Origin of the sequence: Herbaspirillum sp. C7C8 (assembly GCF_022627875.1) — a bacterium.
Classification (GTDB): Bacteria; Pseudomonadota; Gammaproteobacteria; order Burkholderiales; family Burkholderiaceae_D; genus Herbaspirillum.
In genome coordinates this window covers 18,595-40,512 of the sequence record NZ_JABXGG010000013.1, presented here as the reverse complement: position 1 = coordinate 40,512, position 21,918 = coordinate 18,595, and the positions used below count along the sequence as shown (strand labels likewise).

Genomic DNA, 21,918 nt, shown 5'->3' with positions numbered 1-21,918 from the left:
AGGGGTGTGCAATGCGCAGCCTCCGGCAGTGTCCGGAGGCTTTGTTTTTTGAGAGGGCGCAAGCGGGCAGAAGACTTTTTATTGCCTTGCGGAAAGCATGACCGTGCTTTACGTCCGCCGCCGGTGGGCTCTGGTACAATGCGCGCCACCGGAAAAATCTATGAGGTCTCTATGAGCTGGCTCGAGAAGTTGCTGCCACCCCAGATTCAACGCGGTTCCACCAGCCGCAAAGCCATCCCGGAAGGTTTGTGGGTCAAGTGCCCCTCCTGCGAAGCGGTGCTCTACCGTACCGACCTGGAATCCAATCTGCATGTCTGCCCCAAGTGCAGCCATCACATGCGCATCCGCGCCCGTGCTCGTCTGGATGCCCTGCTCGACGAGGGCGGCCGCTATGAGATCGGCCAGGAAGCCCTGCCGGTCGACACCCTGAAGTTCAAGGACAGCAAGAAGTACCCCGATCGTCTCAAGGACGCCATGGAATCCACCGGCGAAACCGACGCCATGGTGGTCATGGGCGGTGCCATCATGACCCTGCCGGTCGTGGTGGCCTGCTTCGAGTTCGAATTCATGGGCGGTTCCATGGGCTCGGTGGTGGGTGAGCGCTTTGTCCGTGGTGCCCAGGCGGCGCTGGAGCAGAAGGTCCCCTTCATCTGCATTACCGCCACCGGCGGCGCCCGCATGCAGGAAGGTCTGCTGTCGCTGATGCAGATGGCCAAGACCACCGCCATGCTGACCAAGCTGTCGGAAAAGAAGCTGCCCTTCATCAGCGTGCTGACCGACCCGACCATGGGCGGCGTGTCCGCTTCCTTCGCCTTCATGGGCGATGTGGTGATGGCCGAACCCCGTGCCCTGATCGGTTTTGCCGGTCCGCGCGTGATCGAGAACACGGTGCGCGAGAAGTTGCCGGAAGGCTTCCAGCGGGCTGAATTCCTGGTCACCAAGGGCGCCATCGACATGATCGTCGACCGCCGCAAGATGCGTGAGGAAATCGCCCATCTGCTGGCCCTGCTGCAAAACCAGGCTGCCGAAACGGTTTCCTGATTAGCCGCTATACTTCAGGCCCGGATTTGCAGAAGTGCAAATCCGGGCTTTGTCTTTTCGACATCCGCAAGCCGTAATCCGTAATCCGTTTTTCGAGCAGCAGCTTCACCGACCGAGACGCGCCATGACTTCCCAAGCCTCCCCGACTCCCGCCACCTTGAATGAATGGCTGGCCCTGCTGGAACAACGTCACTTCAAGCAGATCGACATGGGCCTGGACCGTGTGCTGGCCGTGAAGGAAAAGCTCGACATCCGCTTCGACTGCCCCGTCATCATGGTGGCCGGTACCAACGGCAAGGGCTCCACCTGCGCCATGCTGGAGTCCATCCTGATGCGCGCCGGTTACCGCGTGGGCCTCTACATCAAGCCGCATTTCCTGCATTTCAACGAACGTGCCCGCCTGTCCGGCGACATGGCCAGCGATGCCCAGCTGATCGCCGCCTTCGAAGCGGTGGAAGCGCAGCGCGGTGATATCTCGCTGACCTATTTCGAATTCACCACCCTGGCCATCATGAAGTTGCTGGCCGATGCCAGGCTGGACGTGGTGATCCTCGAAGTCGGCTTGGGCGGGCGCCTGGATGCGGTCAACGTGGTCGATGCCGACGTGGCCGTCGTCACCAGCATCGACATCGACCATACCGAATACCTGGGCGAGACCCGCGAAGAGATCGGTTTCGAGAAAGCCGGCATCTTCCGTCCCGGCAAGGTGGCCGTGTGCGGCGACCCGGTGCCGCCCAAGTCGCTGATCGCGCATGCCGAGAAGATCGGTGCCGACCTCTGGCTCATGGGTCGCGACTTCAACTACCAGGGCGACAAGCAGCAATGGGCCTATGGCGGACGCGGCATGCGCCGCAATTCGCTGGCCTATCCCAGCCTGCGTGGCGCCAACCAGCTATTGAATGCCTCGGCGGCCCTGGCCGCGTTGGAAGCTCTGCGCGAAGTGCTGCCGGTGGGCGCCCAGGAAGTGCGTACCGGCCTGGCCACGGTGGAACTGCCGGGCCGCTTCCAGGTACTGCCGGGCCAGCCGCTGGTGATCCTGGACGTGGCGCACAACCCGCATGCCGCTGCCACGCTGGCGCAGAATCTGGACAACATGGGTTTCCATCCCTATACCTATGCGGTGTTCGGTTCCATGCTGGACAAGGATATTGAAGGCGTCATCAGCCACCTCAAGGACAAGATTGACCACTGGTGCGTGACCGATCTGCCTCTGCCGCGCGCGGCCAGCGCGCAACAGCTCAAGGAGGCCCTGCTGGGGGCCGGCGTGCAGCCGGAATTCAGGCGGGACGCGGCGCGCAGCGTAGAAACCTTCACTACTCCGGCCGAGGCGTATGCAAATGCGTTAAGCAGAGCAGGGGAGAATGATAGAATTGTGGTTTTCGGGTCCTTCCTGACTGTAGCCGGCGTCATGCAGGCGCGCCGCCCCGGTCTGCACTGATCCCGACGGCGTTCCGGAGCCGGCCACGCTTGGCCCGCCGGCGCCAGGACCTGAGTGGCCACGCAGGTTTTCCACGATTTCCAGATCAATTCAAGACGACTCCGCATGGGCTTGTTCTCGTTTTTCCGTAAAAACAAGCAGGACGCTACTGCTGACCAAGGGTCCTTCCGTTCACGTTCCGAGGAGCAATCTTCCGTCATCCGCAGCCGCAGCAGTCGCAGCGCCGCCAATGGCAGCGCCGGTTCTGCCCGCGGCAGCAGTCGCAGCAAGGCCGGCAAGGATGCCGCCGCCGACCCGCTGCTGCCGGAAAAGAAGCGCGCCCGGCGCCGCCTGATCGGGGCCGTCGCGCTGGCGCTGGCGGTGGTGATCGTGTTGCCGATGATCCTCGATTCCGAGCCCAAGCCCTTGAACGACGACATCGCCATCCAGATCCCCTCCAAGGACCAGCCGGCCCCCGCGGCGGCCCAGCCTGGCACGGGCGATGCCAAGCAGGCGTCGCTGGACCAGAAGGAAGAGATCGTCGAGCCCTCCAGCATCGCGCCCGAGCCCGCCAGCCCGCCGGTGGCGGCAGTCGCACCCAGGCAGGAGGACAAGCCGGCAGAAAAGCCAGTTGAAAAGCCGGTAGAAAAGCCGGTCGAGAAGTCCGTTGAAAAGGCGCCCCCCAAGGCCGAGGAAAAGAAGCCGGCCTCAGCCGAGCACAAGGAAGAACCGAAGAAGGAAGTCGCCCGGCCCAAGGCCACGCCCCATGCCGCCGACGACGATGCGGCGCGCGCGCTGGCGATCCTGGAAGGCAAGTCCGGCAGCAGCGCGGCAGCGGCCCCGGCGGAAAAGAAACCGGCCGCAGCCGGTGGCAAGTTCGTCATCCAGGTGGCCGCGCTGGCCACCCAGGACAAGGTCAGTGAATTGCGCAACAAGTTGAGTGCAGCCGGTATCCGTTCGTATACGCAGAAGATTGCAACCCAGGCCGGTGAGCGTACGCGCATTCGCGTGGGCCCCTTCTCCAGCCGCGAGGAAGCCGAACGCATGGGCGGGCGAATCAAGAAGCTGGGCCTGAATGCCACCATTATTCCTGCTTGAATTTGGCTACAAATAGCCGCATATTGTTGTCATCGTGACGATATTTGACTACCTGGTGCTGCTGATCCTGGCCTGTTCGGTGATCATCGGCACCCTGCGCGGACTGGTGCGTGAAGTTTTGTCCCTGGCCGGCTGGATCGTGGCGCTGGTGGTGGCCAATACTTATGGCGAGGCGCTCTCGGCGATGTTGCCGGACGTGGTGCCGGGTGAACTGACGCGGCTCATCGTGGCCTTCATCGCGCTGTTCATCGGTACGCGCCTGTTGATGGCGCTGGTGGCCAAGACGCTGGGCGAACTGGTCAAGGCGACCGGTCTGGGTTTCGTGGACCGCACGCTGGGCAGTGTGTTTGGCGTGGCGCGCGGGGTATTGCTGGTGGTGGCGGTGGCCTTGCTGTGCGGTACCACGGCCATTCCGCAACAGGATTTCTGGAAGCAGGCGCGTTTCAGTCCCTGGGTCGAGCAGGCCGCCGAAGCGGTGCTGCCCTACCTGCCGGGCAAGCTGGCCGAGCATGTAAGTTTTTCCACCCCGGTCTGACAACAGGCTCCGTGGCGGAGCGCATCAGATCGTTTGGACCGGGTTGCAGTCGTGGTTCATTTTCGTTTTCGTTTTTCGTTAGGAGTCCACCATGTGTGGCATCGTCGGTATCGTCTCTCATAGTCCCGTCAACCAGATGCTGTATGACGCGCTGCTGCTGCTGCAGCACCGCGGTCAGGATGCGGCGGGGATCGCAACCAACCACAGCAACGGTTTCTCGATGCACAAGGCCAATGGCCTGGTGCGCGACGTGTTCCGTACCCGCAACATGCGCTCGCTGCCCGGCAACACCGGCATCGGCCAGGTGCGCTATCCGACCGCAGGCAGCTCGTCCTCGGAAGAAGAAGCGCAGCCCTTCTACGTCAATGCCCCCTTCGGCATCATCCTGGCGCACAACGGCAACCTGACCAATGCGGAACAGTTGAAGATCGAGATGTTCAAGAACGATCGCCGCCACATCAACACCGATTCCGATACCGAAGTGCTGTTGAACGTGCTGGCCCACGAGATCCAGCAAGCCACCACCGGCTACTCGCTCGATCCGGCGGCGCTCTTCAAGGCCGTGGCCATGGTGCACAAGCGTGTGCGCGGCTCCTACGCCGTGGTGGCGCAGATCGCCGGTTATGGTCTCCTGGGCTTCCGCGATCCGTACGGCATCCGTCCGATGTGCCTGGGCTTCAACGAGAGCGACAAGGGCATCGAATACATGATGGCCAGCGAATCGGTGGCCCTGGAAGGCATGGGCTTCCGCTTCCTGCGCGACGTCAACCCGGGTGAAGCGATCTTCATCGACAACGACGGCAAGCTGTACAACCAGCAATGCGCCGAGAACCCGACCCTGAACCCCTGCGCCTTCGAATACGTCTATCTGGCCCGTCCGGATTCGATCATCGATGGCGCCTCGGTCTACGCCACTCGCCTGAAGATGGGCGAATTCCTGGCCGACAAGATCCGCAGCCAGTTCAAGCATGGCGAGATCGACGTGGTCATGCCGATTCCCGATTCCTCGCGTCCGGCGGCCATGGAACTGGCGTTGAAGCTGGGCATCGAGTACCGTGAAGGCTTCATCAAGAACCGCTACATCGGCCGCACCTTCATCATGCCGGGCCAGGCACTGCGCAAGAAGTCGGTACGCCAGAAGCTCAATGCCATCGGCAGCGAATTCAAGGGCAAGAACGTGCTGCTGGTGGATGACTCCATCGTGCGCGGCACTACCAGCCGTGAAATCGTGCAGATGGCCCGCGAGTCGGGTGCCAAGAACGTGATCTTCGCGTCGGCTGCACCGCCGGTGAAGTATCCCAACGTCTACGGCATCGACATGCCTACCCGTGACGAGCTGATCGCCTTCGGTCGCAGCGACGAAGAAGTCTGCCGCGAAATCACCGCCGACGCCCTGGTCTACCAGGATGTGGAAGCCTTGAAGCGCGCCATCTCCGACGCCAACCCGGCCCTCAAGCAATTCGAGGCTTCCTGCTTCGACGGTCACTACATCACCGGCGACATCACCCAGGAATACCTGGACCGCATCGAATACGCCCGCAAGAATCCCAAGCCGGCGCTGGAAGATGTGGTGCGTTCGCAGTTGAACCTGAACCTGGCGCGCGTGGACTGATCTTCGCCGCCTGACCCCAGGCTGGACCAGGACGCCGGTGGCCGCTTTGGCGGCACCGGCGTTTTGCATGGATCTGCTCGACAACCCGACCGACGGGAATCTGGCTTATCATTTTGCATCTGGCCGCGCGGCGGCCTTGCCCCTCACTTCTGCTTTCCCGATCACGCGATGAACGATAAAAAGACCTACGGCTTCACCACCACCATCCTCCACAGCGACCGCCAGAAGGGCATCGAGCACGGCTCCCTGCACAAGCCCATCCACACTTCCGTGACCTTCGGCTATGAAGATGCGCGCCAGCTGGCCGAAGTGTTCCAGGGCAAGCAGTCGGGCTATCGCTATGGCCGCCAGGGCAACCCCACGGTGTCGGCGCTGGAAGACAAGATCACCAAGATGGAAGACGGCAAGTCCACCATCTGCTTTGCCACCGGCATGGCCGCCATTGGCGCCATCGTCCAGGGCTTGCTGCGCGAGGGCGATCATGTGGTGTCCTCGGCATTCCTGTTCGGCAATACCAATAGCCTGTGGATGACGGTGGCCGCGCAAGGCGCCAAGGTCTCGATGGTCGATGCCACCGATGTGAAGAACGTGGAAGCGGCCATCACGCCCCAGACCCGCCTGGTCTTCGTGGAAACCATCGCCAACCCGCGCACCCAGGTGGCCGATTTGCAGCGCATCGGCGAGCTGTGCCGCGAGCGCGGTATCCTCTACGTGGTGGACAACACCATGACCTCGCCCTATCTGTTCCGCCCCAAGACGGTCGGTGCCGGGCTGGTGGTCAATTCGCTGACCAAGTCCATCGGCGGTCACGGCAATGCGCTGGGCGGGGCTCTGACCGATACCGGTGAATACGACTGGACCCGCTACCCGCACATCGCCGACAGCTACAAGAAGAACCCGGCCCCGCAATGGGGCATGGCGCAGATCCGCGCCAAGGGCCTGCGCGACTTCGGTGGCACGCTGGGCCCGGAAGCGGCGCACCACATCGCGGTGGGCGCCGAGACCATGGCCCTGCGCCAGGAACGCGAATGCAGGAATGCGCTGGCGCTGGCGCAGATGCTGGAAGCCGATCCGCGCGTGGCAGCGGTCCACTATCCGGGGCTGGAATCGCATCCGCAGCATGCCTTGAGCAAGGCGCTGTTCCGTTCCTTCGGCAGTCTCATGTCCTTTGAACTGAAGGACAGCATTGACTGCTTCGACTACCTCAACCGCCTGAACCTGGCCGTGGCCGCCAGCAATCTGGGCGATACCCGTACTCTGGTGATCCCGGTGGCGCACACCATCTTCTACGAGATGGGCGCCGAGCGCCGCGCCAGCATGGGCATCGCCGAGTCACTCATCCGCGTCTCGGTGGGGCTGGAGGATACCGATGACCTGGTCGAGGATTTCCGCCAGGCGCTGGCAGGCTGAGGCCCAAGCCCGCCAGGACGGCGGTTCCAGGCCGAAGTGAAGAAAAAAACACGCCCGTCGCCTCGCAAGAGGGACGGGCGTTGTTCTTGGTGCTGCCAGATGAACGATTTTGCAAAAAACCGGTGTCAGGGCACCAGATTGGCCACTGCCTCGCGGTCGGCCCACTTGGTCTTGTAGGTCGGCTTGAAGTTCTGGAAGCGTTCGATCAACCTGGCCGGATCGGCTTCGTGCATCATCAGCCCGGACTGGTCGCTGCTGACGAAGCGCTGCGAGACCAGATGGTCGACGAAGGCGATCAGGTTGTTGTAGAAGCCGTCCACGTTGTACAGGCAGATCGGCTTGTAGTGGAAGCCCAGCTGGGCCCAGGTCAGCACCTCGAACAGTTCCTCCAGGGTGCCCATGCCGCCCGGCATGGCCACGAAACCATCGGCCAGCTCGGCCATCATGGCCTTGCGCTCGTGCATGTCCTTGACGATGTGCAGGCGGGTCAGGCCGTCGTGGCCCAGTTCCTTGTCCAGCAAGGCTTTGGGGATGACGCCGGTGGCTTCGCCGCCCAGCTTCATGACTTCACTGGCGATGATGCCCATGAGCCCCACATTGCCGCCGCCATACACCAGGGCGATGTTGTTCTTTACCATCTCCTGCGCCAGCTTGCGCGCCGCCTCGGCATAGGCCGGGGATGCACCGGGAGAAGAGCCGCAATATACGCAAATCGATTTCATGTGTCCTCTGCTGTGTCCGTCGTTACGTCAGTCCTTGGCTACAATGGCTGAGGTGGTCTGCTCATGTTTCCCGAGAGAATCAAATCGTCGCCCCAAGTAGCCACTATCTCCAGTCGTGTTCCTGTTATACCATGATAGTGCAGTGCAGCATAAGTGGCAGTGGTGACGTCGGCGTGACAGTGACAGTCACCGTGACAATGACGGCAACAGTGAGGCAGTGCAGGCGCAGCTGTTGCGTCAGGTGGTGAGTGAAGATAAGGGACATCATGTCGAACAAGATCGTCAGTCTGGCTCTGCAGGGTGGGGGCTCGCATGGCGCCTTCACCTGGGGCGTGCTGGATCGTCTGCTGGAGGATGGGCGGCTGGACCTGGAAGGCATCAGCGGTGCTTCGGCCGGGGCCATGAATGCCGCCGTGATGGCGCAAGGCTATGTGCAGGATGGGCGCGATGGCGCTCGCGCGGCGCTGGAGCGCTTCTGGACGGCGCTCTCCAATGGCGTCCCGCTGGACCACGTGACGACCGAAGGCGCCCCTGTCATCGCCAATCCCACGCCCATGCCGGGGATGCAGGCGCTGCTGGCGATGACGCGCTTCTTCTCGCCCACGCAATTGAATCCGCTGGATATCAACCCGCTGCGCGACATCCTGGTGGCGCAAGTGGATTTTGAACGCCTGCGCCGCCAGCGCGCGCTCAAATTGTTCATCGCCGCCACCCAGGTCAGCACCGGCACGCTGAAGATCTTCCGCAATGCCGACCTGTCGGTGGACGTGCTGCTGGCCTCGGCCTGCCTGCCTTCGCTGCACCGACCCATCGAGATCGATGGCGAAGCCTACTGGGACGGCGGGCTCACGGCCAATCCGCCGATCTATCCGCTGCTGCATTCCTGTACCGCGCGCGACGTGATGGTGGTACTGCTGCATCCCAGCCGCCGTGCCGGTACGCCCACCTCCAGCCACGATATCGGCCAGCGGCTCTCGGAAATCAGCTTCAGCTCGGCCTTCTTCACCGAGCTCAGCGGGCTGGCCCTGGCCAAGCGCGAGGCCGAGAATTCGACGCTGGCCTTCGGCTCGCTGGAGCGGCGGCTGCGCCAGTTGAACCTCCACATGATCGATGCCAACGAACTGATGGAGCAACTGACCAACCTCTCCAAGCTCAATACCCAGGCCAGTTTCATCGGCAGCCTGTTCCAGCAGGGCCGCGAACGCGCCTCGGAATGGCTGGAGCAGAACTTCGCCCAGATCGGCCATACCTCCACCTTCGACCTCGGGCGCTTCCTGCCCTGAAATCCCGGCTTCGCGCACGATCGTTCTCTTTTGTCTATACTTTGCTGCTTGATTCTTCACAGCAGATACAACAACGACAACGCCATGCGCTCAATCATCGCCAAGAAAGCTTCCCGCTCAGAATTCCTCACCGTGCGCGGCCTGCGCTATCACGTACGCCACTGGGGCGACCCGCAGGCGCCCAAGATCTTCATGATGCACGGCTGGATGGATATGTCAGCCTCGTTCCAGTTCATGGTCGATGCCCTGCAAGGGGAGTGGCATGTCATCGCGCCGGACTGGCGCGGCTTCGGCCTGACCGAGCGCAGTCCGGCGCAATCCTACTGGTTCCCGGATTACCTGGCCGACCTCGATGTCCTGCTGGACCACTATGCCGGCGACCAGGCCGTCAACCTGCTCGGTCACAGCATGGGCGGCAATGTGGTGAGCCTGTATGCGGGGGTGCGGCCCCAGCGCATCGCCCGCCTGATCAACCTGGAAGGCATCGGCCTGCCCACGGCCAAGCCGGAGCAGGCACCGGGACGCTTCACCCAGTGGCTGGACGAGATGAAGAATCGTCCCGTCCTGCGTGGCTACGCGACGCTGGACGAAGTGGCCGCGCGCCTGCAGAAGAACAATGCGCGCCTGTCGGACGAGCGTGCCGGTTTCCTGGCCCGGCACTGGGCGCAGCAGGATGAGAGCGGGTTGTGGCAGATCCTGGGCGACCCGGCGCACAAGCAGGTCAGTCCCATCCTGTACCGGGTCGACGAAATGATGGCCTGCTGGAGCCGCATCACCGCACCGGTACTGTGGATCGAGGCCATCGACAGCGATATCTGGCGCTTCTTCGGTTCGGCCTCGTTGAAGCGCGAAGAAATCGACCGTCGCATTGCCTGCATCCCCAGCACCCAGGTGGAGATGATCGCCGATGCCGGTCACATGCTGCACCATGACCAGCCCGAGCGCCTTGCGCAATTGATCGAGACATTCCTGCAGCAGCCGCTGCCGCCGGCCTGAGGCGGTCACGCCGAGCGGGGGCGGCCACAAGCGCGTAGAATGAAGTCATTCCTATCCCCCAGCACTCCCTGATCGGCGGCAGCCACAAGCGACCGGCCCGGTCGTTGTGCTTGTTGCGTCTTCATTGTGGTTTCCTATGTCTGAACTCAAGTTCGATCTGCACTGCCATTCCAACGTCTCCGACGGCCTGCTGTCGCCGGAAGAGGTGGCTGCTCGCGCCAAAGCCAATGGCGTGGGCGTATGGGCGCTGACCGACCACGATGAAGTGGGCGGTGTGGCGCGCGCCCGCGCGGCAGCCCGGGCAGCGGGCATGGAGCACGTGGCCGGGGTGGAAATTTCGGTCACCTGGGCCGGGCATACGGTGCATATCGTGGGTTTGCGCATCGACGAAACCGACCCGACCCTGATCGCGGGCCTGGCCGCCACCCGCAACGGCCGCGAGCGTCGCGCCCGCGAGATCGCCGAGGCGCTGGAGCGGCACGGCATCGGCGGGGCCTATGAAGGTGCGTTGAAGCACGTGGGCAATCCGGACCTGATCTCGCGCACGCATTTCGCCCGCTACCTGGTGGAATGCGGCACCTGCTGCGATACCAAGGAAGTCTTCGCCAACTACCTCACCGAGGGCAAGCCCGGCTACGTGCCGCATCGCTGGGCCACGCTGGAAGAATCGGTGCGCTGGATCCGCGGCGCGGGCGGGGTGGCGGTGATCGCTCATCCGGGCCGCTACAAGTACACGCCGACCCAGTTTGGCGCGCTCTTCGACGAGTTCAAGCAACTGGGCGGGGTGGCCATCGAAGTCAATACCGGCAGCCATACGCCGGAGCAGTACCAGGAATATGCCCAGGTCGCCCGCCGCTATGGCTTCCTGGGCTCGATGGGTTCGGATTTCCATGGTCCGGGCGAGTCGCGCATGGATCTGGGCGCGCTGCCGCCGCTGCCCACCGGGGTCAAGCCGGTGTGGCATGACTGGGGACTGTGAAAGCCCGCCCGCCCCGGAAGCTCTTGAATTCGGCAGGCTGATTCCTATCTAATACCCACTTTTCCGATAGGAGTTTTCCCCGATGAAACGCATCCTGCTGTTTATCGCCACCAACATCGCCGTGCTGGTGGTGATGAGCGTGATCCTCTCCCTGTTGGGCGTGGACCGCTTCCTCACCCGCTCCGGGCTGAACCTGCCGATGCTGCTGGTGTTTTCGCTGGTGGTCGGTTTTACCGGATCGATCATCTCCTTGCTGATGAGCAAGAGCATGGCCAAGTGGTCCACCGGCGCGCGCGTGATCGAGACGCCCATGAACGGCACCGAAGCCTGGCTGTTGCAGACCGTAGGCAAGCTGGCCCAGCGCGCCGGTATCGGCATGCCCGAAGTGGCGGTCTATGAGGGTGAACCCAATGCCTTTGCCACCGGCGCGTTCAGGGATTCGGCCCTGGTGGCGGTATCCACCGGGCTGCTGCAAGGCATGACGCAGGAAGAGGTGGAAGCCGTGCTGGGCCACGAGGTGGCCCACATCGCCAATGGCGACATGGTCACCATGACGCTGATTCAGGGCGTGGTGAACACCTTCGTGGTGTTCCTGTCGCGCGTGGTCGGCTATTTCGTCGACTCGGCCCTGCGTCGCAACAACGACGACTCCGGTCCCGGTATCGGCTACATGGTCACGGTGATGGTGTGCCAGGTGGTCTTCGGCATCGGTGCCTCGATGATCGTGGCCTGGTTCTCGCGCCATCGCGAATTCCGGGCCGATGCCGGCGCGGCGCGCCTGTTGGGCACGCCCCAGCCGATGATCAATGCGCTGGCGCGGCTGGGGGGCTTCTCCCCGGAAGGCTTGCCGCAGAACATGGCCGCCCTGGGCATCAGCGACAAGCCCGGCATCATGGAACTGTTCTCGACGCACCCGCCACTGGAACAGCGCATCGCCGCCCTGCGCGGCCAGCGCTGAGCCCGGCGGGCAGCGACAACGGCGGTGGCGACACCGCCGTTGTGCTTTTTACGATTTGGATTTGGATTGGAAACGGAAACCGCATCATGAGCCAGTTTTTCGAGATTCACCCCGACAACCCGCAACTGCGCCTGATCAAGCAAGCCGCGCAGATCATCCACAAGGGCGGCCTGGTGGCCCTGCCCACCGACTCCTGCTACGCCCTGGTCTGCCAGCTGGACAACAAGGATGCCGTCGAGCGCGTGCGCCGCATCCGGGGCGTGGACGACAAGCATCACCTGACCCTGCTGTGCCGCGACCTTTCCGAGATCGCCCTGTACGCCAAGGTGGACAACCGCCAGTACCGCCTGCTCAAGGCCGCCACCCCAGGGGCCTATACCTTCATCCTGGAAGCCACCAAGGAAGTGCCGCGCCGCCTCTCGCACCCCTCGCGCAAGACCATCGGCCTGCGCGTGCCCGAGAATCGCATCGCCCACATGCTGCTGGAGGAGCTGGGCCAGCCGCTCCTGGGCACCACCCTGATCCTGCCGGACGAAGACCTGCCGCTGACCAGCGCCGAGGACATCCGCAGTCATCTGGAAAAGAGAATCGAACTGGTCATCGACAGCGGGGCCTGCAGCCTGGAGCCGACCACCGTGATCGACCTCACCGATGACAATGAACCCGTGCTGGTACGCCAGGGCAGGGGAGACGCAAGCATCTTCGGTTTGCAGGCTGCCTGAGCGAATGATTTTTCAAAAAAGCCTGGCCGGCCGGTCGGGCTTCGTGCGATTCCGGGGCATTGTATTGTCCCTCTGCTAAAATCCCCGCCCATGAACGAACTCATCCAGACTGTCGCGGTATACGCGCTGCCCGTCCTCTTCGCCATTACCCTGCATGAGGCCGCACACGCCTATGCGGCCAAGTTTTTCGGGGATACCACGGCTTATTCGATGGGGCGCATGAGCCTCAATCCGCTCAAGCACATCGATCCCTTCGGCACTATCGTCATTCCGCTGCTGCTGTACTTTGCCACCAGCGGTGCCTTCCTGTTCGGCTATGCCAGGCCGGTGCCGATCAATTTCGGCCACCTGCGCAAGCCCAAGCGCGACATGGCCTGGGTCTCGCTGGCCGGTCCCGCTGCCAATTTCTTCATGGCATTGCTGTGGTTGCTGGCCATCTATGGCCTGGCGCTGGCCGGGGTGCAGGAAGAATTCTTCACACTCATGGCCAAGGCCGGGGTGCAGACCAATCTGGTGATGTTCGCTTTCAACCTGTTCCCGATCCCGCCGCTGGATGGTGGGCGCATCCTCACCAGCTTGTTGCCGAACCGATATGCGTATAAATTTGCCCAGATCGAGCCTTATGGCTTCTTCATCGTCATGGCGCTGGTACTGCTCAAGGTGATCTATGCCTGGTGGATGGCGCCCGTGATGTTCGTTGCCGGCAAGCTGCTGCAGCTCATTACCTTCCCCATCACCTTGCTGTTCTGAGCGTTCATGTCGAATCGCCAACCACCAACCCACGCCAACCGCCATGTATCCTGACCGCGTCGTCTCCGGCATGCGCCCCACGGGCGCGCTGCACCTGGGCCACTATCACGGTGCCCTGAAGAACTGGGTCAAGCTGCAGTCCGAATTGCCCTGCCTGTTCTTCGTGGCCGACTGGCATGCACTGACCACCCATTACGACGATCCCTCCGTGATCGAGACCAGCACCTGGGAAATGGTGATCGACTGGCTCGCCGCCGGGGTCGACCCCGCCCAGGCGACGCTGTTCATCCAGTCGCGCGTGCCCGAGCATGCCGAGCTGCATCTGCTGCTGTCCATGGCCACGCCGCTGGGCTGGCTGGAACGCGTGCCGACCTACAAGGACCAGCAGGAAAAGCTGGCCGACCGCGACCTGGCCACCTATGGATTCCTGGGGTATCCGCTGCTGCAGGCGGCCGACGTGCTGATTTATCGCGCCAGCCAGGTGCCGGTGGGCGAAGACCAGGTGCCGCATATCGAGATCATGCGCGAGATTGCGCGGCGCTTTAACCACCTCTATGGCAAGGAAAAGGGTTTTGAGGAAAAGGCCCTGGCCGCCACCAAGAAGCTCGGCAGCAAGCGCGCCAAGCTGTATCTGGAACTGCGTACCCAATTCCAGGAAAAGGGCGACGATGAAGCCTTGGAACAGGCCAAGGCCATGCTGGATGATGCCCAGAACCTGTCGATGATCGACCGTGAACGCTTGTTCGGCTACCTCGAGGGCAGCCGCAAGCTCATCCTCACCGAGCCGCAGGCCATGCTCACCGAGGCGTCGCGCCTGCCGGGGCTGGATGGTGCCAAGATGTCCAAGAGCTACGGCAATGCCATCGCTCTGCGGGAAGATGCCGCCTCGGTCACCAGGAAGGTCAAGACCATGCCGACCGATCCGCAGCGCGTGCGCCGCAGCGATCCGGGCGATCCGGATAAATGCCCGGTATGGCAGTTCCACCAGGTGTATTCCAGCGCGGAAGTGAAGGAATGGGCGGCCAAGGGCTGCCGTTCGGCCGGGATCGGTTGCCTGGAGTGCAAGCAGCCGGTGATCGATGCCATCCTGCAGGAGCAGCAACCCATGCTCGAGCGTGCCCAGCCTTACCTGGATGATCCTTCCCTGGTGCGGGCCATCGTCGCCGACGGCTGCGAAAAGGCCCGCAAGCTCGCCCAGGACACCATGCGCGACGTGCGCGAAGCGATGGGACTGGGGTATTGAACCTTGCCGATCCTTATTGATCGGCGGCAAGGCGGGGCCATGATCCCGTCCGGCCCGCAGGGGGGCGGGCTCTCCGGTTTTTTTTTACGTCCGCTTTCATCTGTAGCAGCCGCAATTTGACCTGATGAGGCGTCTATCCGCTACAATCAGGCCTTTATTCTGACCATCACCTTACATACGCACACCATGATCAAGGGTAGCATTGTTGCAATCGTCACTCCCATGTATCCGGACGGCAGCCTCGACTACGACGGCCTGCGCAAGCTGATCGACTGGCACATCGCCGAGGGAACGGACAGCATCGTCATCGTCGGTACCACTGGCGAATCGCCCACTGTCTCGATGGAAGAGCACTGCGAACTGATCAGGGTCGCGGTCGAGCACACGGCCAAACGCATTCCCATCATCGCCGGCACTGGCGGCAATTCCACTTCCGAAGCCATCGAACTGACCGCCTTCGCCAAGAAGGTCGGTGCCGATGCCTCCCTGCAGGTGGTGCCCTACTACAACCGTCCGACCCAGGAAGGCATGTACCTGCACTTCAAGACCATCGCCGAAGCGGTGGATCTGCCGGTGATCCTGTACAACGTGCCCGGTCGTACGGTTGCCGACATGAGCAACGAGACCATCCTGCGCCTGGCGCAGGTCAAGGGCATCGTGGGGGTCAAGGATGCCACCGGCAACATCGGTCGCGGCACCGACCTGATCCGCCTGGCACCCAAGAGCTTCGCGGTCTATTCGGGTGACGACGCCACCGCCATCGCGCTGATGTTCTACGGCGGCGCCGGTAATATCTCGGTGACCGCCAACGTCGCCCCGCGCGACATGCACGAACTGTGCGTGGCCGCCATGAGCGGCAACATCGCCCGTGCCGTGGAACTGAACAACAAGCTGCTGCCGCTGCACAACAAGCTCTTCGTCGAGCCCAACCCGGTGCCGGTCAAGTGGGCCATGCAGGAGATGGGTCTGATCCCGTCGGGCATGCGCCTGCCGCTGGCGCCGCTGGGTGAGTCCTTCCACGACACCGTGCGCGCGGCCCTGCGCGAGTCCGGCGTCTTAAACTGATCGGCTTGGCCGCTTTGGCGCAGGTCTCCTGAAATCCGATTCCGCTTTCACTAGTAACGATATGACTAATAGCAAGAACGTTCGTCCGGTCTCCCGCTCCGCGTACACACTCACCCAACGCAGCATCGTCGTCGCACTGGCGCTGGCCGGACTGGCCGGTTGCTCGTCGGTCGGCAGCATGCTCGAAGGCGACCGTATCGATTACAAGAGCGCCGAAAAGGCCCGCGGCCCCCGCCTGGAAGTGCCGCCCGACCTGACCCAGCTGCAGCGCGACAACCGCTACGCCATCCCCGAAGCCAACAAGGGCGTGGCTACTGCCTCCGGCTACCAGCTGGAACAGCAGACCAAGCCGACCACCGAGGTGGCCACCGTAGCCCCCGACACCCAGGGCGATGCGGTACGTATCGAACGCGATGGCTCGCAGCGCTGGCTGGTGGTCAAGCAGACCCCGGAACAACTGTGGCCGCAGATCAAGGACTTCTGGCAGGACAACGGTTTCCTGATCAACATCGAATCACCCGAGACCGGCGTGATGGAAACCGACTGGGCCGAGAACCGTGCCAAGATCCCGCAGGATTTCATCCGCAATACGCTGGGCAAGGTGTTTGATTCCCTGTATTCCACCGGTGAGCGCGACAAGTTCCGCACCCGCCTGGAGCGCGGCCCCAACGGCACCACCGAAATCTTCATCAGCCATCGCGGCGCCGAGGAAGTGCTGACCGGGTCGGCCAAGGAGACCTCGGTGTGGACCGCGCGTCCCTCCGATCCAGGTCTGGAAGCTGAATTCCTGTCGCGCTTGATGGTGCGTCTGGGTGTCCAGGAGAGCAAGGCCAAGGCCGCCGTGGCCAGCGCCCCGTCGCTGCAGGCCCGTTCGCATCTGAAGAAGACGGCGGCCGGCAGCAGCGTGCAGGTCGATGAGGGCTTCGACCGCGCATGGCGCCGTGTCGGCCTGGCGCTGGATCGCGTGGGCTTCACCGTGGAAGATCGCGACCGCAGCCAGGGCATCTACTACGTGCGCTACGTGGACCAGGATCAGGATGCCAAGGACAAGAAGGATGAAGGTTTCTTCTCGCGCATCTTCAGTTCCAAGGACAAGGACAAGAAGGCTGCCAAGTACCGCATCGTGGTCAAGGGTGCCGGTTCCGACAGCAGCAACATCGTCGTGCAGAACGGCGAGGGTGGTCCGGATACCTCGGGTATCTCCGACAAGATCCTCGGTTTGCTCAACGAACAGCTGAAGTAAGCAGGACCCGGGGCTCAGATGAAGTTCGCGAGCCTCGGTAGCGGCAGCGAAGGCAATGCGCTGCTGATCTCGGCCGCAGCCGGCGACCAGCGTCCCTCCTCGGGGACCACGGTCATGCTGGACTGCGGCTTTACTTTGCGGGAAGCCGAAAAGCGCATGCTGCGCCTGGGCCTGGATCCCTCCGAGGTTGCGGCCATCGTGGTCACGCATGAACATTCGGACCATGTCAGCGGTGTCTTCAAGTTTGCCCGGCGCTATCGCATTCCGGTCTGGTTGAGTTACGGCACCTGGCAGGCCGTGGCCGAGCAGGCCAATGACGTCGACGTGCGGTTCTGCGCCGATGGCCAGAAGATCGCCATCGGTGATCTCGAACTCTCCCCCTACACCGTTCCGCACGATGCCCGCGAGCCCATCCAGTATGTGGCCAGCAATGGTGATCGCCGCCTGGGAGTGCTTACCGATGCCGGTCAGCCGACGGCGCATCTGGTGCAGGCGCTTGGCGCCTGCGATGCACTGCTGCTGGAATGCAATCACGACCGCGAGATGCTGGACCGCTCGCCCTATCCCGCCTTCCTCAAGCGTCGCATCGGCGGCGATTACGGTCACCTGGCCAATGACGCCAGTGCCGAGATCCTGCGACTGCTCGACAAGCGCCGGCTCAAGCGCGTCATCGGCGCCCATCTGAGCCAGCAGAACAACACCCCCGAACTGGCCCGCGCGGCCATCGAGAGCGTACTCGGCAGCACCTTCGGCGAGATCGGCATCGCCTGCCAGGAAGAAGGGTTTTCTTGGTTGGACGTCTGATTGCCAAACGCGAGTGGGTCAGTCCTTTGTCAGGCTGCTTCCTTCTTGTGTGCGGCGCGTCAGAAACAATTTGTTTCTCTTTTTCTTCAGCTTGCAGGACGTTGTACGCCCTTGCCGGGTCTGTGTCTTTGACGCCGATCACAAATCCGGCCTCAGGAGGCGCTGTCAGTCGATTGTCAGTGGGGGTTGCAGGGACGCTGGTGGCGATGCGTTTCCTGGCCGTTTTGAGGGATTCTTGCCCGGTCGGACGAGGGCCGGATCCTGTCGACCAAGGAGGCGGCGTTCTTGAGGCGAAAAAGTGAAGGGAAGGGCGCGATGCCAGCGGTACGTGAGACAAAACGCCGGACGAAAAAAAAACCGGTCTTGCGACCGGTTTTTTCCGAAGATAATCCGAAGATTACTTGGCCGGAGCGGCTTCAGCCGGCTTGGCATCAGCGGCCGGAGCGGCAGCGTCAGCAGGCTTGGCAGCGTCAGCGGCCGGAGCGGCAGCGTCAGCAGGCTTGGCAGCGTCAGCAGCCGGAGCAGCAGCGGCAGGAGCTTCAGCAGCGGGAGCAGCGGCAGGTGCCGGAGCTTCAGCAGCGGGAGCAGCAGCAGGTGCCGGAGCTTCTTCCTTCTTGCCGCAAGCAGCCAGAGCAACAGCCAACAACGAAGCGATCAACAGAGTCTTTTTCATGAATATTCCTTCAGTATTTAAAAATTGTGCGATGAATAATTACCGGTAATTATCGCTCTACTAGGAGGCTTTCGCCGCGGGTATGACCTCACGGTCGAGCTTCGGTTCTTGTATCTTTTTACTGCCGAAACAATGCCTGACAACGAAAACTTTCCAGCCCATCATTATAGCTATTTTTTTCCGAAATCACATCGCCACCACGGGAATTCGTAAGAATTTGTAAGAACTTACATCCCCGGCCCTGCGGCCGCAAAAGCTTGATGCAAGCCACTTCCCGGGATTTCCTAAAGTAATTTCGAGAAGTCGCCACCATAATTTTTAACTAATCTCGAATAATGTCGAGCCAGCCGCTTTCATGCCATTGATGCAGGGCTTCCAGCAAGTCTTCGGAGGCCTGCTCGAAGTCGCTTTTGTCGAGCACACGCGAGTCGGCCAGGCGGGCCAGGATGGCCTTGTCACCGCGGTTGACCTGGAAGGATTCGCCATTGATGAAGACGTGGGAGCCGCGATACAGCATGCGTGTCTTGCGGTGCAAGGCCAGGCCGCGTTTCTTGGCCCCCTGGAAAAAGCGAGCAAAGGACAGTTCCTGGGCCGGTGCCTCGAAGAAGACGCTGGGTTTGGGCTCCGACAGGTGCTCGCCGAGGAAGATGGTGATGTCGTCGTCGGTGAAGCGGATCTTGTTGAGTTCATCCCGGATGCGCGCCACCATGTCCAGCGGCAGTTCGGCCGGCCTGGCGCTGGCCTTGAGGTCCGGATCTTCATAGCGGCCGGGCAGGTCGATGGTATCCATCATGAATTCCAGGAAGGATTCGCCCAGTTCTTGATAGGCCGGTGCGCGGAAACCGATCGAATAGGTCATGCACTCGCCCACGGCCACACCGTCGTGGGCATATTGCGGCGGCAGATAGAGCATGTCGCCCGGCTCCAGCACGAATTCCTGTTCCGGCTGGAAGTGGCTGAGGATTTTCAGGGGCACGCCTTCCTCCAGCGTCAGGTCATCCTGGGCGCTGATGCGCCAGCGGCGCTGGCCGTGGGCCTGCAGCAGGAACACGTCATAGGAATCGAAGTGCGGACCGACGCCACCGCCATCGGTGGCATAGCTGATCATCAGGTCATCCAGGCGCGCATCGGGCAGGAAGCGGAACTGGCGCAGCAGGGCGTCGGCCGCCGGATGATGCAGGTTCACGCCCTGCACCAACAGGGTCCAGGCTTTCTGCTTCAAGGGCGGCAGCTTGTTGATGGGGCCGTGCTGCATGTCCCAGCCATCGCTGCGGTGGGTGATGAGGCGCGATTCGACCTCCTCGCGACGGGCCAGGTCGAACAGTTCGCGGCGCGGCAGCGGTGCGGTGAAACCGGGGAGGGCGTTGCGGATCAGGAGCGGCTTCTTGTGCCAGTAGTCACGCAGGAATTGGGCGGGCGTGATGCCGCCGAGCAGATCGAGTTTTTTCATGGTCGCCATTATAGGCGGGCTGGCGCGGCAGCAAGCCATTGGCGGCGACCAAGTTTGATGCAGGTATAATCGCAGGGTCGAGAAACCGTTTTGAAAGAGTCCTTGCCTCGCGGGAATGGCAAGGGGATGGTTCTTAGGCCCCAACCCGGGTGGCAGGTGCCTGGCGCGCATGAACCGCAGCCCTGCCGCTCCCGCACCACTATCGATACAAAGGACCCTTACGATGAAGATCGCCAAGAATACCGTCGTTTCCGTCAACTACAAGCTGTCGGATGCCCAGAACAACCTGATCGAGCAAAGCAGCGAGCCGATGGTCTACCTGCACGGCGGTTACCACAACACCCTGCCCAAGATCGAAGAAGCACTGGATGGCAAGGAAACCGGCTACAGCACCACGATCCAGGTCGAGCCGGAAGATGCCTTCGGCGAATACGATTCCGAGCTGGTCAAGATCGAGCCGGTCGAACGCCTGCCGCAGCCGCTGGAAGTGGGCATGCAGTTCGAAGGTTCGCCCGACGATGACAGCGAGGAATCGGTCATCTTCACGGTCACCGAAGTCGCTGACGGCAAGGCCGTACTGGACGGCAACCATCCGCTGGCCGGCATCGCCCTGCGCTTCGAACTGGCGGTGACCGAAGTGCGTGCCGCCTCCGAGGAAGAAGTGGCCCACGGCCACGTGCATGGCGCCCATGGCCATCATCACCACCACGATGACGAAGAGGAAGGCGACGCCGGCGACCACTTCCGCAGCCAGCCGCTGAACTGATCCTGCATCGCCGCCGAGGGCGTCCCGAAAATCGGTAAATTCCTTCCGGCGATGACTAAAAAACGCCCGCAGATGCGCTCTGCGGGCGTTTTTCTTCATATAAGTCGCTAAAAGTCGTTTTCCAGTCGTTTTCCAGCCGTTTTCCTGTCGTTTTCCACCCGTATTGGCCGTCTAGCGCCGTTCTCCATCCGCATCGGCCACCGCAAACAGTTGCGGCAGGTGCTCATCGACCACTACCTTGAGCCAGCGCTCGCCCACACCCACGCTGCCGAGGTTGCCGCTCCAGAGGATGTGGGCAGCGGCCTTGTTCTTGCCGCCCTGAGCATGTACCACCAGCACTCGCCCGCGGAACTTGCCCGCCAGTTCCGAAAACAGTTTGCGCGTCTCGACAAAGCCGTCGCGCTGGGTCCGGAAAAAGGAGCGCCTGGGCGGCGTCCCGAAGGGATTGCCATCGCTGAAGAAGACGATGGCCGCACTCTTCTTCAGTGCGGCAAAGGCGAAGAGGTGCTGCAGCCAGTTGCGGTTGGCGATGAGACGGTCCTCGAACTCGTTGTTGCGTCCGCCATCGAGCAGGAAATGATTATTGGCCGCCGGCAGGTTGACGGTGGCGAAGAGGACATTGCCGACTTCCCAGCGGGTGTTCTCGGCATAGCTGCGAAATTTGGGCGTGAGCGACTGGCGCAGCATCGGCAGGCGGCTGGCGCCCAGGGAGAATTCGCCAGCGTAGAAGATATCGCGCATGCGCGCCAGGCGCTCGATGGCGTCCGAGCGGTTTTCGCGGTCGCGGCAGGTGATCCAGTCGCTGCCTGCCAGCGAGACGAAGATACCGTTCTGCGCCTGGGCGAGCAGGTCATGCCGTTGGGCATAGAGCGCGTCGTCGCAGCTTTCGGAGGGCGATTTGATGCCATTGACCACCACGAAGGCGAGATTGTCGGCATCCGTCTCGGCCAGCGCCTGGCGCAGCCCGGCGTCGCCCTTGACCCCGGCGGCCGCGTGGTTGATCACGGCAAACGCGAAATCCTGCGCGCCGGCGCGGGCCGCACCGGCAGCCAGCAGGGTGGCTGCCGCCAAGCAGGTGCTCAGCAGGAGGTGACGGAGCGGCTGGATCGGCATGCAGTCTCTGTGCGGGTCAAAGGGTGGCAGGTAGCGGC

21 protein-coding genes are annotated in these 21,918 nt (G+C 62.5%); 17 read left to right on the top strand and 4 right to left on the bottom strand.

Annotation, left to right across the window (positions count from 1 at the left end):
• The first annotated feature begins 171 nt into the window (after positions 1-171).
• The 6 genes from accD to HWE01_RS15625 all read left to right on the top strand — a co-directional run bounded on the left by accD (position 172) and on the right by HWE01_RS15625 (position 7,113).
• Positions 172-1,041 (top strand): acetyl-CoA carboxylase, carboxyltransferase subunit beta, encoded by an 870-nt coding sequence (gene accD, locus HWE01_RS15650; RefSeq protein ID WP_008330851.1) that lies wholly within the window; start codon positions 172-174, stop codon positions 1,039-1,041.
• 124 nt (positions 1,042-1,165) lie between these two features.
• A complete protein-coding gene (folC, locus tag HWE01_RS15645) occupies positions 1,166-2,479 on the top strand; it encodes a bifunctional tetrahydrofolate synthase/dihydrofolate synthase (protein WP_175343399.1) in 1,314 nt (437 codons plus the stop codon).
• A 105-nt stretch (positions 2,480-2,584) separates the two neighbouring features.
• A complete protein-coding gene (locus HWE01_RS15640) occupies positions 2,585-3,556 on the top strand; it encodes an SPOR domain-containing protein (protein WP_241822289.1) in 972 nt (323 codons plus the stop codon).
• A gap of 34 nt (positions 3,557-3,590) precedes the next feature.
• Positions 3,591-4,091 (top strand): CvpA family protein, encoded by a 501-nt coding sequence (locus HWE01_RS15635; protein ID WP_175343401.1) that lies wholly within the window; start codon positions 3,591-3,593, stop codon positions 4,089-4,091.
• 91 nt (positions 4,092-4,182) lie between these two features.
• Positions 4,183-5,703: an amidophosphoribosyltransferase gene (gene purF / locus HWE01_RS15630; protein ID WP_008330840.1), complete on the top strand. Its 1,521-nt coding sequence runs from the start codon at positions 4,183-4,185 to the stop codon at positions 5,701-5,703.
• Between the two features lie 168 nt (positions 5,704-5,871).
• A complete protein-coding gene (locus HWE01_RS15625) occupies positions 5,872-7,113 on the top strand; it encodes a cystathionine gamma-synthase family protein (protein ID WP_008330838.1) in 1,242 nt (413 codons plus the stop codon).
• A gap of 125 nt (positions 7,114-7,238) precedes the next feature.
• Here the strand turns inward: HWE01_RS15625 and HWE01_RS15620 are convergent, their stop codons facing one another.
• A complete protein-coding gene (locus HWE01_RS15620) occupies positions 7,239-7,835 on the bottom strand; it encodes an LOG family protein (RefSeq protein ID WP_008330836.1) in 597 nt (198 codons plus the stop codon).
• Between the two features lie 266 nt (positions 7,836-8,101).
• Here HWE01_RS15620 and HWE01_RS15615 point away from each other — a divergent pair, with 266 nt between their 5' ends.
• From HWE01_RS15615 to HWE01_RS15570, 10 genes are all read left to right on the top strand, one after another.
• Complete coding sequence (locus HWE01_RS15615) at positions 8,102-9,118, top strand: patatin-like phospholipase family protein (RefSeq protein WP_175343403.1); 1,017 nt, start codon at positions 8,102-8,104, stop codon at positions 9,116-9,118.
• A gap of 84 nt (positions 9,119-9,202) precedes the next feature.
• Positions 9,203-10,114: an alpha/beta fold hydrolase gene (locus tag HWE01_RS15610; RefSeq protein WP_241822288.1), complete on the top strand. Its 912-nt coding sequence runs from the start codon at positions 9,203-9,205 to the stop codon at positions 10,112-10,114.
• Between the two features lie 136 nt (positions 10,115-10,250).
• Complete coding sequence (locus HWE01_RS15605) at positions 10,251-11,093, top strand: 3',5'-nucleoside bisphosphate phosphatase (RefSeq protein ID WP_008330828.1); 843 nt, start codon at positions 10,251-10,253, stop codon at positions 11,091-11,093.
• An 82-nt stretch (positions 11,094-11,175) separates the two neighbouring features.
• Positions 11,176-12,051, top strand: a complete 876-nt coding sequence (htpX, locus tag HWE01_RS15600) for a protease HtpX (protein WP_008330825.1) — start codon at positions 11,176-11,178, stop codon at positions 12,049-12,051.
• 86 nt (positions 12,052-12,137) lie between these two features.
• Positions 12,138-12,773 (top strand): L-threonylcarbamoyladenylate synthase, encoded by a 636-nt coding sequence (locus tag HWE01_RS15595; protein ID WP_008330824.1) that lies wholly within the window; start codon positions 12,138-12,140, stop codon positions 12,771-12,773.
• A 90-nt stretch (positions 12,774-12,863) separates the two neighbouring features.
• Entirely contained in the window at positions 12,864-13,523 is a 660-nt protein-coding gene (locus tag HWE01_RS15590; protein WP_008330823.1) for a site-2 protease family protein, read from the top strand.
• 43 nt (positions 13,524-13,566) lie between these two features.
• A complete protein-coding gene (locus tag HWE01_RS15585; protein ID WP_008330822.1) occupies positions 13,567-14,766 on the top strand; it encodes a tryptophan--tRNA ligase in 1,200 nt (399 codons plus the stop codon).
• Between the two features lie 186 nt (positions 14,767-14,952).
• Positions 14,953-15,831: a 4-hydroxy-tetrahydrodipicolinate synthase gene (gene dapA / locus HWE01_RS15580; protein WP_008330820.1), complete on the top strand. Its 879-nt coding sequence runs from the start codon at positions 14,953-14,955 to the stop codon at positions 15,829-15,831.
• Positions 15,832-15,892: 61 nt separating this feature from the next.
• Positions 15,893-17,074, top strand: coding sequence for an NlpB/DapX family lipoprotein (bamC, locus tag HWE01_RS15575; RefSeq protein ID WP_034350780.1), 1,182 nt, complete (start codon positions 15,893-15,895; stop codon positions 17,072-17,074).
• Between the two features lie 18 nt (positions 17,075-17,092).
• Positions 17,093-17,878 carry an MBL fold metallo-hydrolase gene (locus HWE01_RS15570; RefSeq protein WP_241822287.1) on the top strand — a complete coding sequence of 262 codons (786 nt, stop codon included), beginning with the start codon at positions 17,093-17,095 and terminating at the stop codon, positions 17,876-17,878.
• 397 nt (positions 17,879-18,275) lie between these two features.
• On the opposite strand, the gene HWE01_RS15565 is transcribed toward HWE01_RS15570, so the two are convergent.
• Together HWE01_RS15565 and HWE01_RS15560 are read right to left on the bottom strand one after the other, a co-directional pair.
• Positions 18,276-18,551, bottom strand: a complete 276-nt coding sequence (locus HWE01_RS15565) for a hypothetical protein (RefSeq protein WP_008330814.1) — start codon at positions 18,549-18,551, stop codon at positions 18,276-18,278.
• Positions 18,552-18,873: 322 nt separating this feature from the next.
• Positions 18,874-20,001, bottom strand: coding sequence for a cupin domain-containing protein (locus tag HWE01_RS15560; protein ID WP_241822286.1), 1,128 nt, complete (start codon positions 19,999-20,001; stop codon positions 18,874-18,876).
• A 223-nt stretch (positions 20,002-20,224) separates the two neighbouring features.
• Between HWE01_RS15560 and HWE01_RS15555 the strand changes: the two genes are divergently transcribed.
• Positions 20,225-20,767 carry an FKBP-type peptidyl-prolyl cis-trans isomerase gene (locus HWE01_RS15555; RefSeq protein WP_008330810.1) on the top strand — a complete coding sequence of 181 codons (543 nt, stop codon included), beginning with the start codon at positions 20,225-20,227 and terminating at the stop codon, positions 20,765-20,767.
• A 171-nt stretch (positions 20,768-20,938) separates the two neighbouring features.
• Here HWE01_RS15555 and HWE01_RS15550 read toward each other — a convergent pair whose 3' ends face one another.
• Positions 20,939-21,880, bottom strand: coding sequence for a hypothetical protein (locus tag HWE01_RS15550; protein ID WP_241822285.1), 942 nt, complete (start codon positions 21,878-21,880; stop codon positions 20,939-20,941).
• Between the last annotated feature and the right edge of the window lie 38 nt (positions 21,881-21,918).

Bases quoted from the DNA above. Each gene is read 5' to 3' on its own strand.
- HWE01_RS15585 (WP_008330822.1), top strand. From the start codon at position 13,567: ATGTATCCTGACCGCGTCGTCTCCGGCATGCGCCCCACGGGCGCGCTG.
- HWE01_RS15605 (WP_008330828.1), top strand. From the start codon at position 10,251: ATGTCTGAACTCAAGTTCGATCTGCACTGCCATTCCAACGTCTCCGAC.
- folC (WP_175343399.1), top strand. From the start codon at position 1,166: ATGACTTCCCAAGCCTCCCCGACTCCCGCCACCTTGAATGAATGGCTG.
- purF (WP_008330840.1), top strand. From the start codon at position 4,183: ATGTGTGGCATCGTCGGTATCGTCTCTCATAGTCCCGTCAACCAGATG.
- HWE01_RS15615 (WP_175343403.1), top strand. From the start codon at position 8,102: ATGTCGAACAAGATCGTCAGTCTGGCTCTGCAGGGTGGGGGCTCGCAT.
- HWE01_RS15560 (WP_241822286.1), bottom strand. From the start codon at position 20,001: ATGAAAAAACTCGATCTGCTCGGCGGCATCACGCCCGCCCAATTCCTG.
- htpX (WP_008330825.1), top strand. From the start codon at position 11,176: ATGAAACGCATCCTGCTGTTTATCGCCACCAACATCGCCGTGCTGGTG.
- bamC (WP_034350780.1), top strand. From the start codon at position 15,893: ATGACTAATAGCAAGAACGTTCGTCCGGTCTCCCGCTCCGCGTACACA.
- HWE01_RS15590 (WP_008330823.1), top strand. From the start codon at position 12,864: ATGAACGAACTCATCCAGACTGTCGCGGTATACGCGCTGCCCGTCCTC.
- HWE01_RS15570 (WP_241822287.1), top strand. From the start codon at position 17,093: ATGAAGTTCGCGAGCCTCGGTAGCGGCAGCGAAGGCAATGCGCTGCTG.
- HWE01_RS15555 (WP_008330810.1), top strand. From the start codon at position 20,225: ATGAAGATCGCCAAGAATACCGTCGTTTCCGTCAACTACAAGCTGTCG.
- dapA (WP_008330820.1), top strand. From the start codon at position 14,953: ATGATCAAGGGTAGCATTGTTGCAATCGTCACTCCCATGTATCCGGAC.
- HWE01_RS15610 (WP_241822288.1), top strand. From the start codon at position 9,203: ATGCGCTCAATCATCGCCAAGAAAGCTTCCCGCTCAGAATTCCTCACC.
- HWE01_RS15620 (WP_008330836.1), bottom strand. From the start codon at position 7,835: ATGAAATCGATTTGCGTATATTGCGGCTCTTCTCCCGGTGCATCCCCG.
- HWE01_RS15565 (WP_008330814.1), bottom strand. From the start codon at position 18,551: ATGAAAAAGACTCTGTTGATCGCTTCGTTGTTGGCTGTTGCTCTGGCT.
- HWE01_RS15595 (WP_008330824.1), top strand. From the start codon at position 12,138: ATGAGCCAGTTTTTCGAGATTCACCCCGACAACCCGCAACTGCGCCTG.
- HWE01_RS15640 (WP_241822289.1), top strand. From the start codon at position 2,585: ATGGGCTTGTTCTCGTTTTTCCGTAAAAACAAGCAGGACGCTACTGCT.
- accD (WP_008330851.1), top strand. From the start codon at position 172: ATGAGCTGGCTCGAGAAGTTGCTGCCACCCCAGATTCAACGCGGTTCC.
- HWE01_RS15625 (WP_008330838.1), top strand. From the start codon at position 5,872: ATGAACGATAAAAAGACCTACGGCTTCACCACCACCATCCTCCACAGC.
- HWE01_RS15550 (WP_241822285.1), bottom strand. From the start codon at position 21,880: ATGCCGATCCAGCCGCTCCGTCACCTCCTGCTGAGCACCTGCTTGGCG.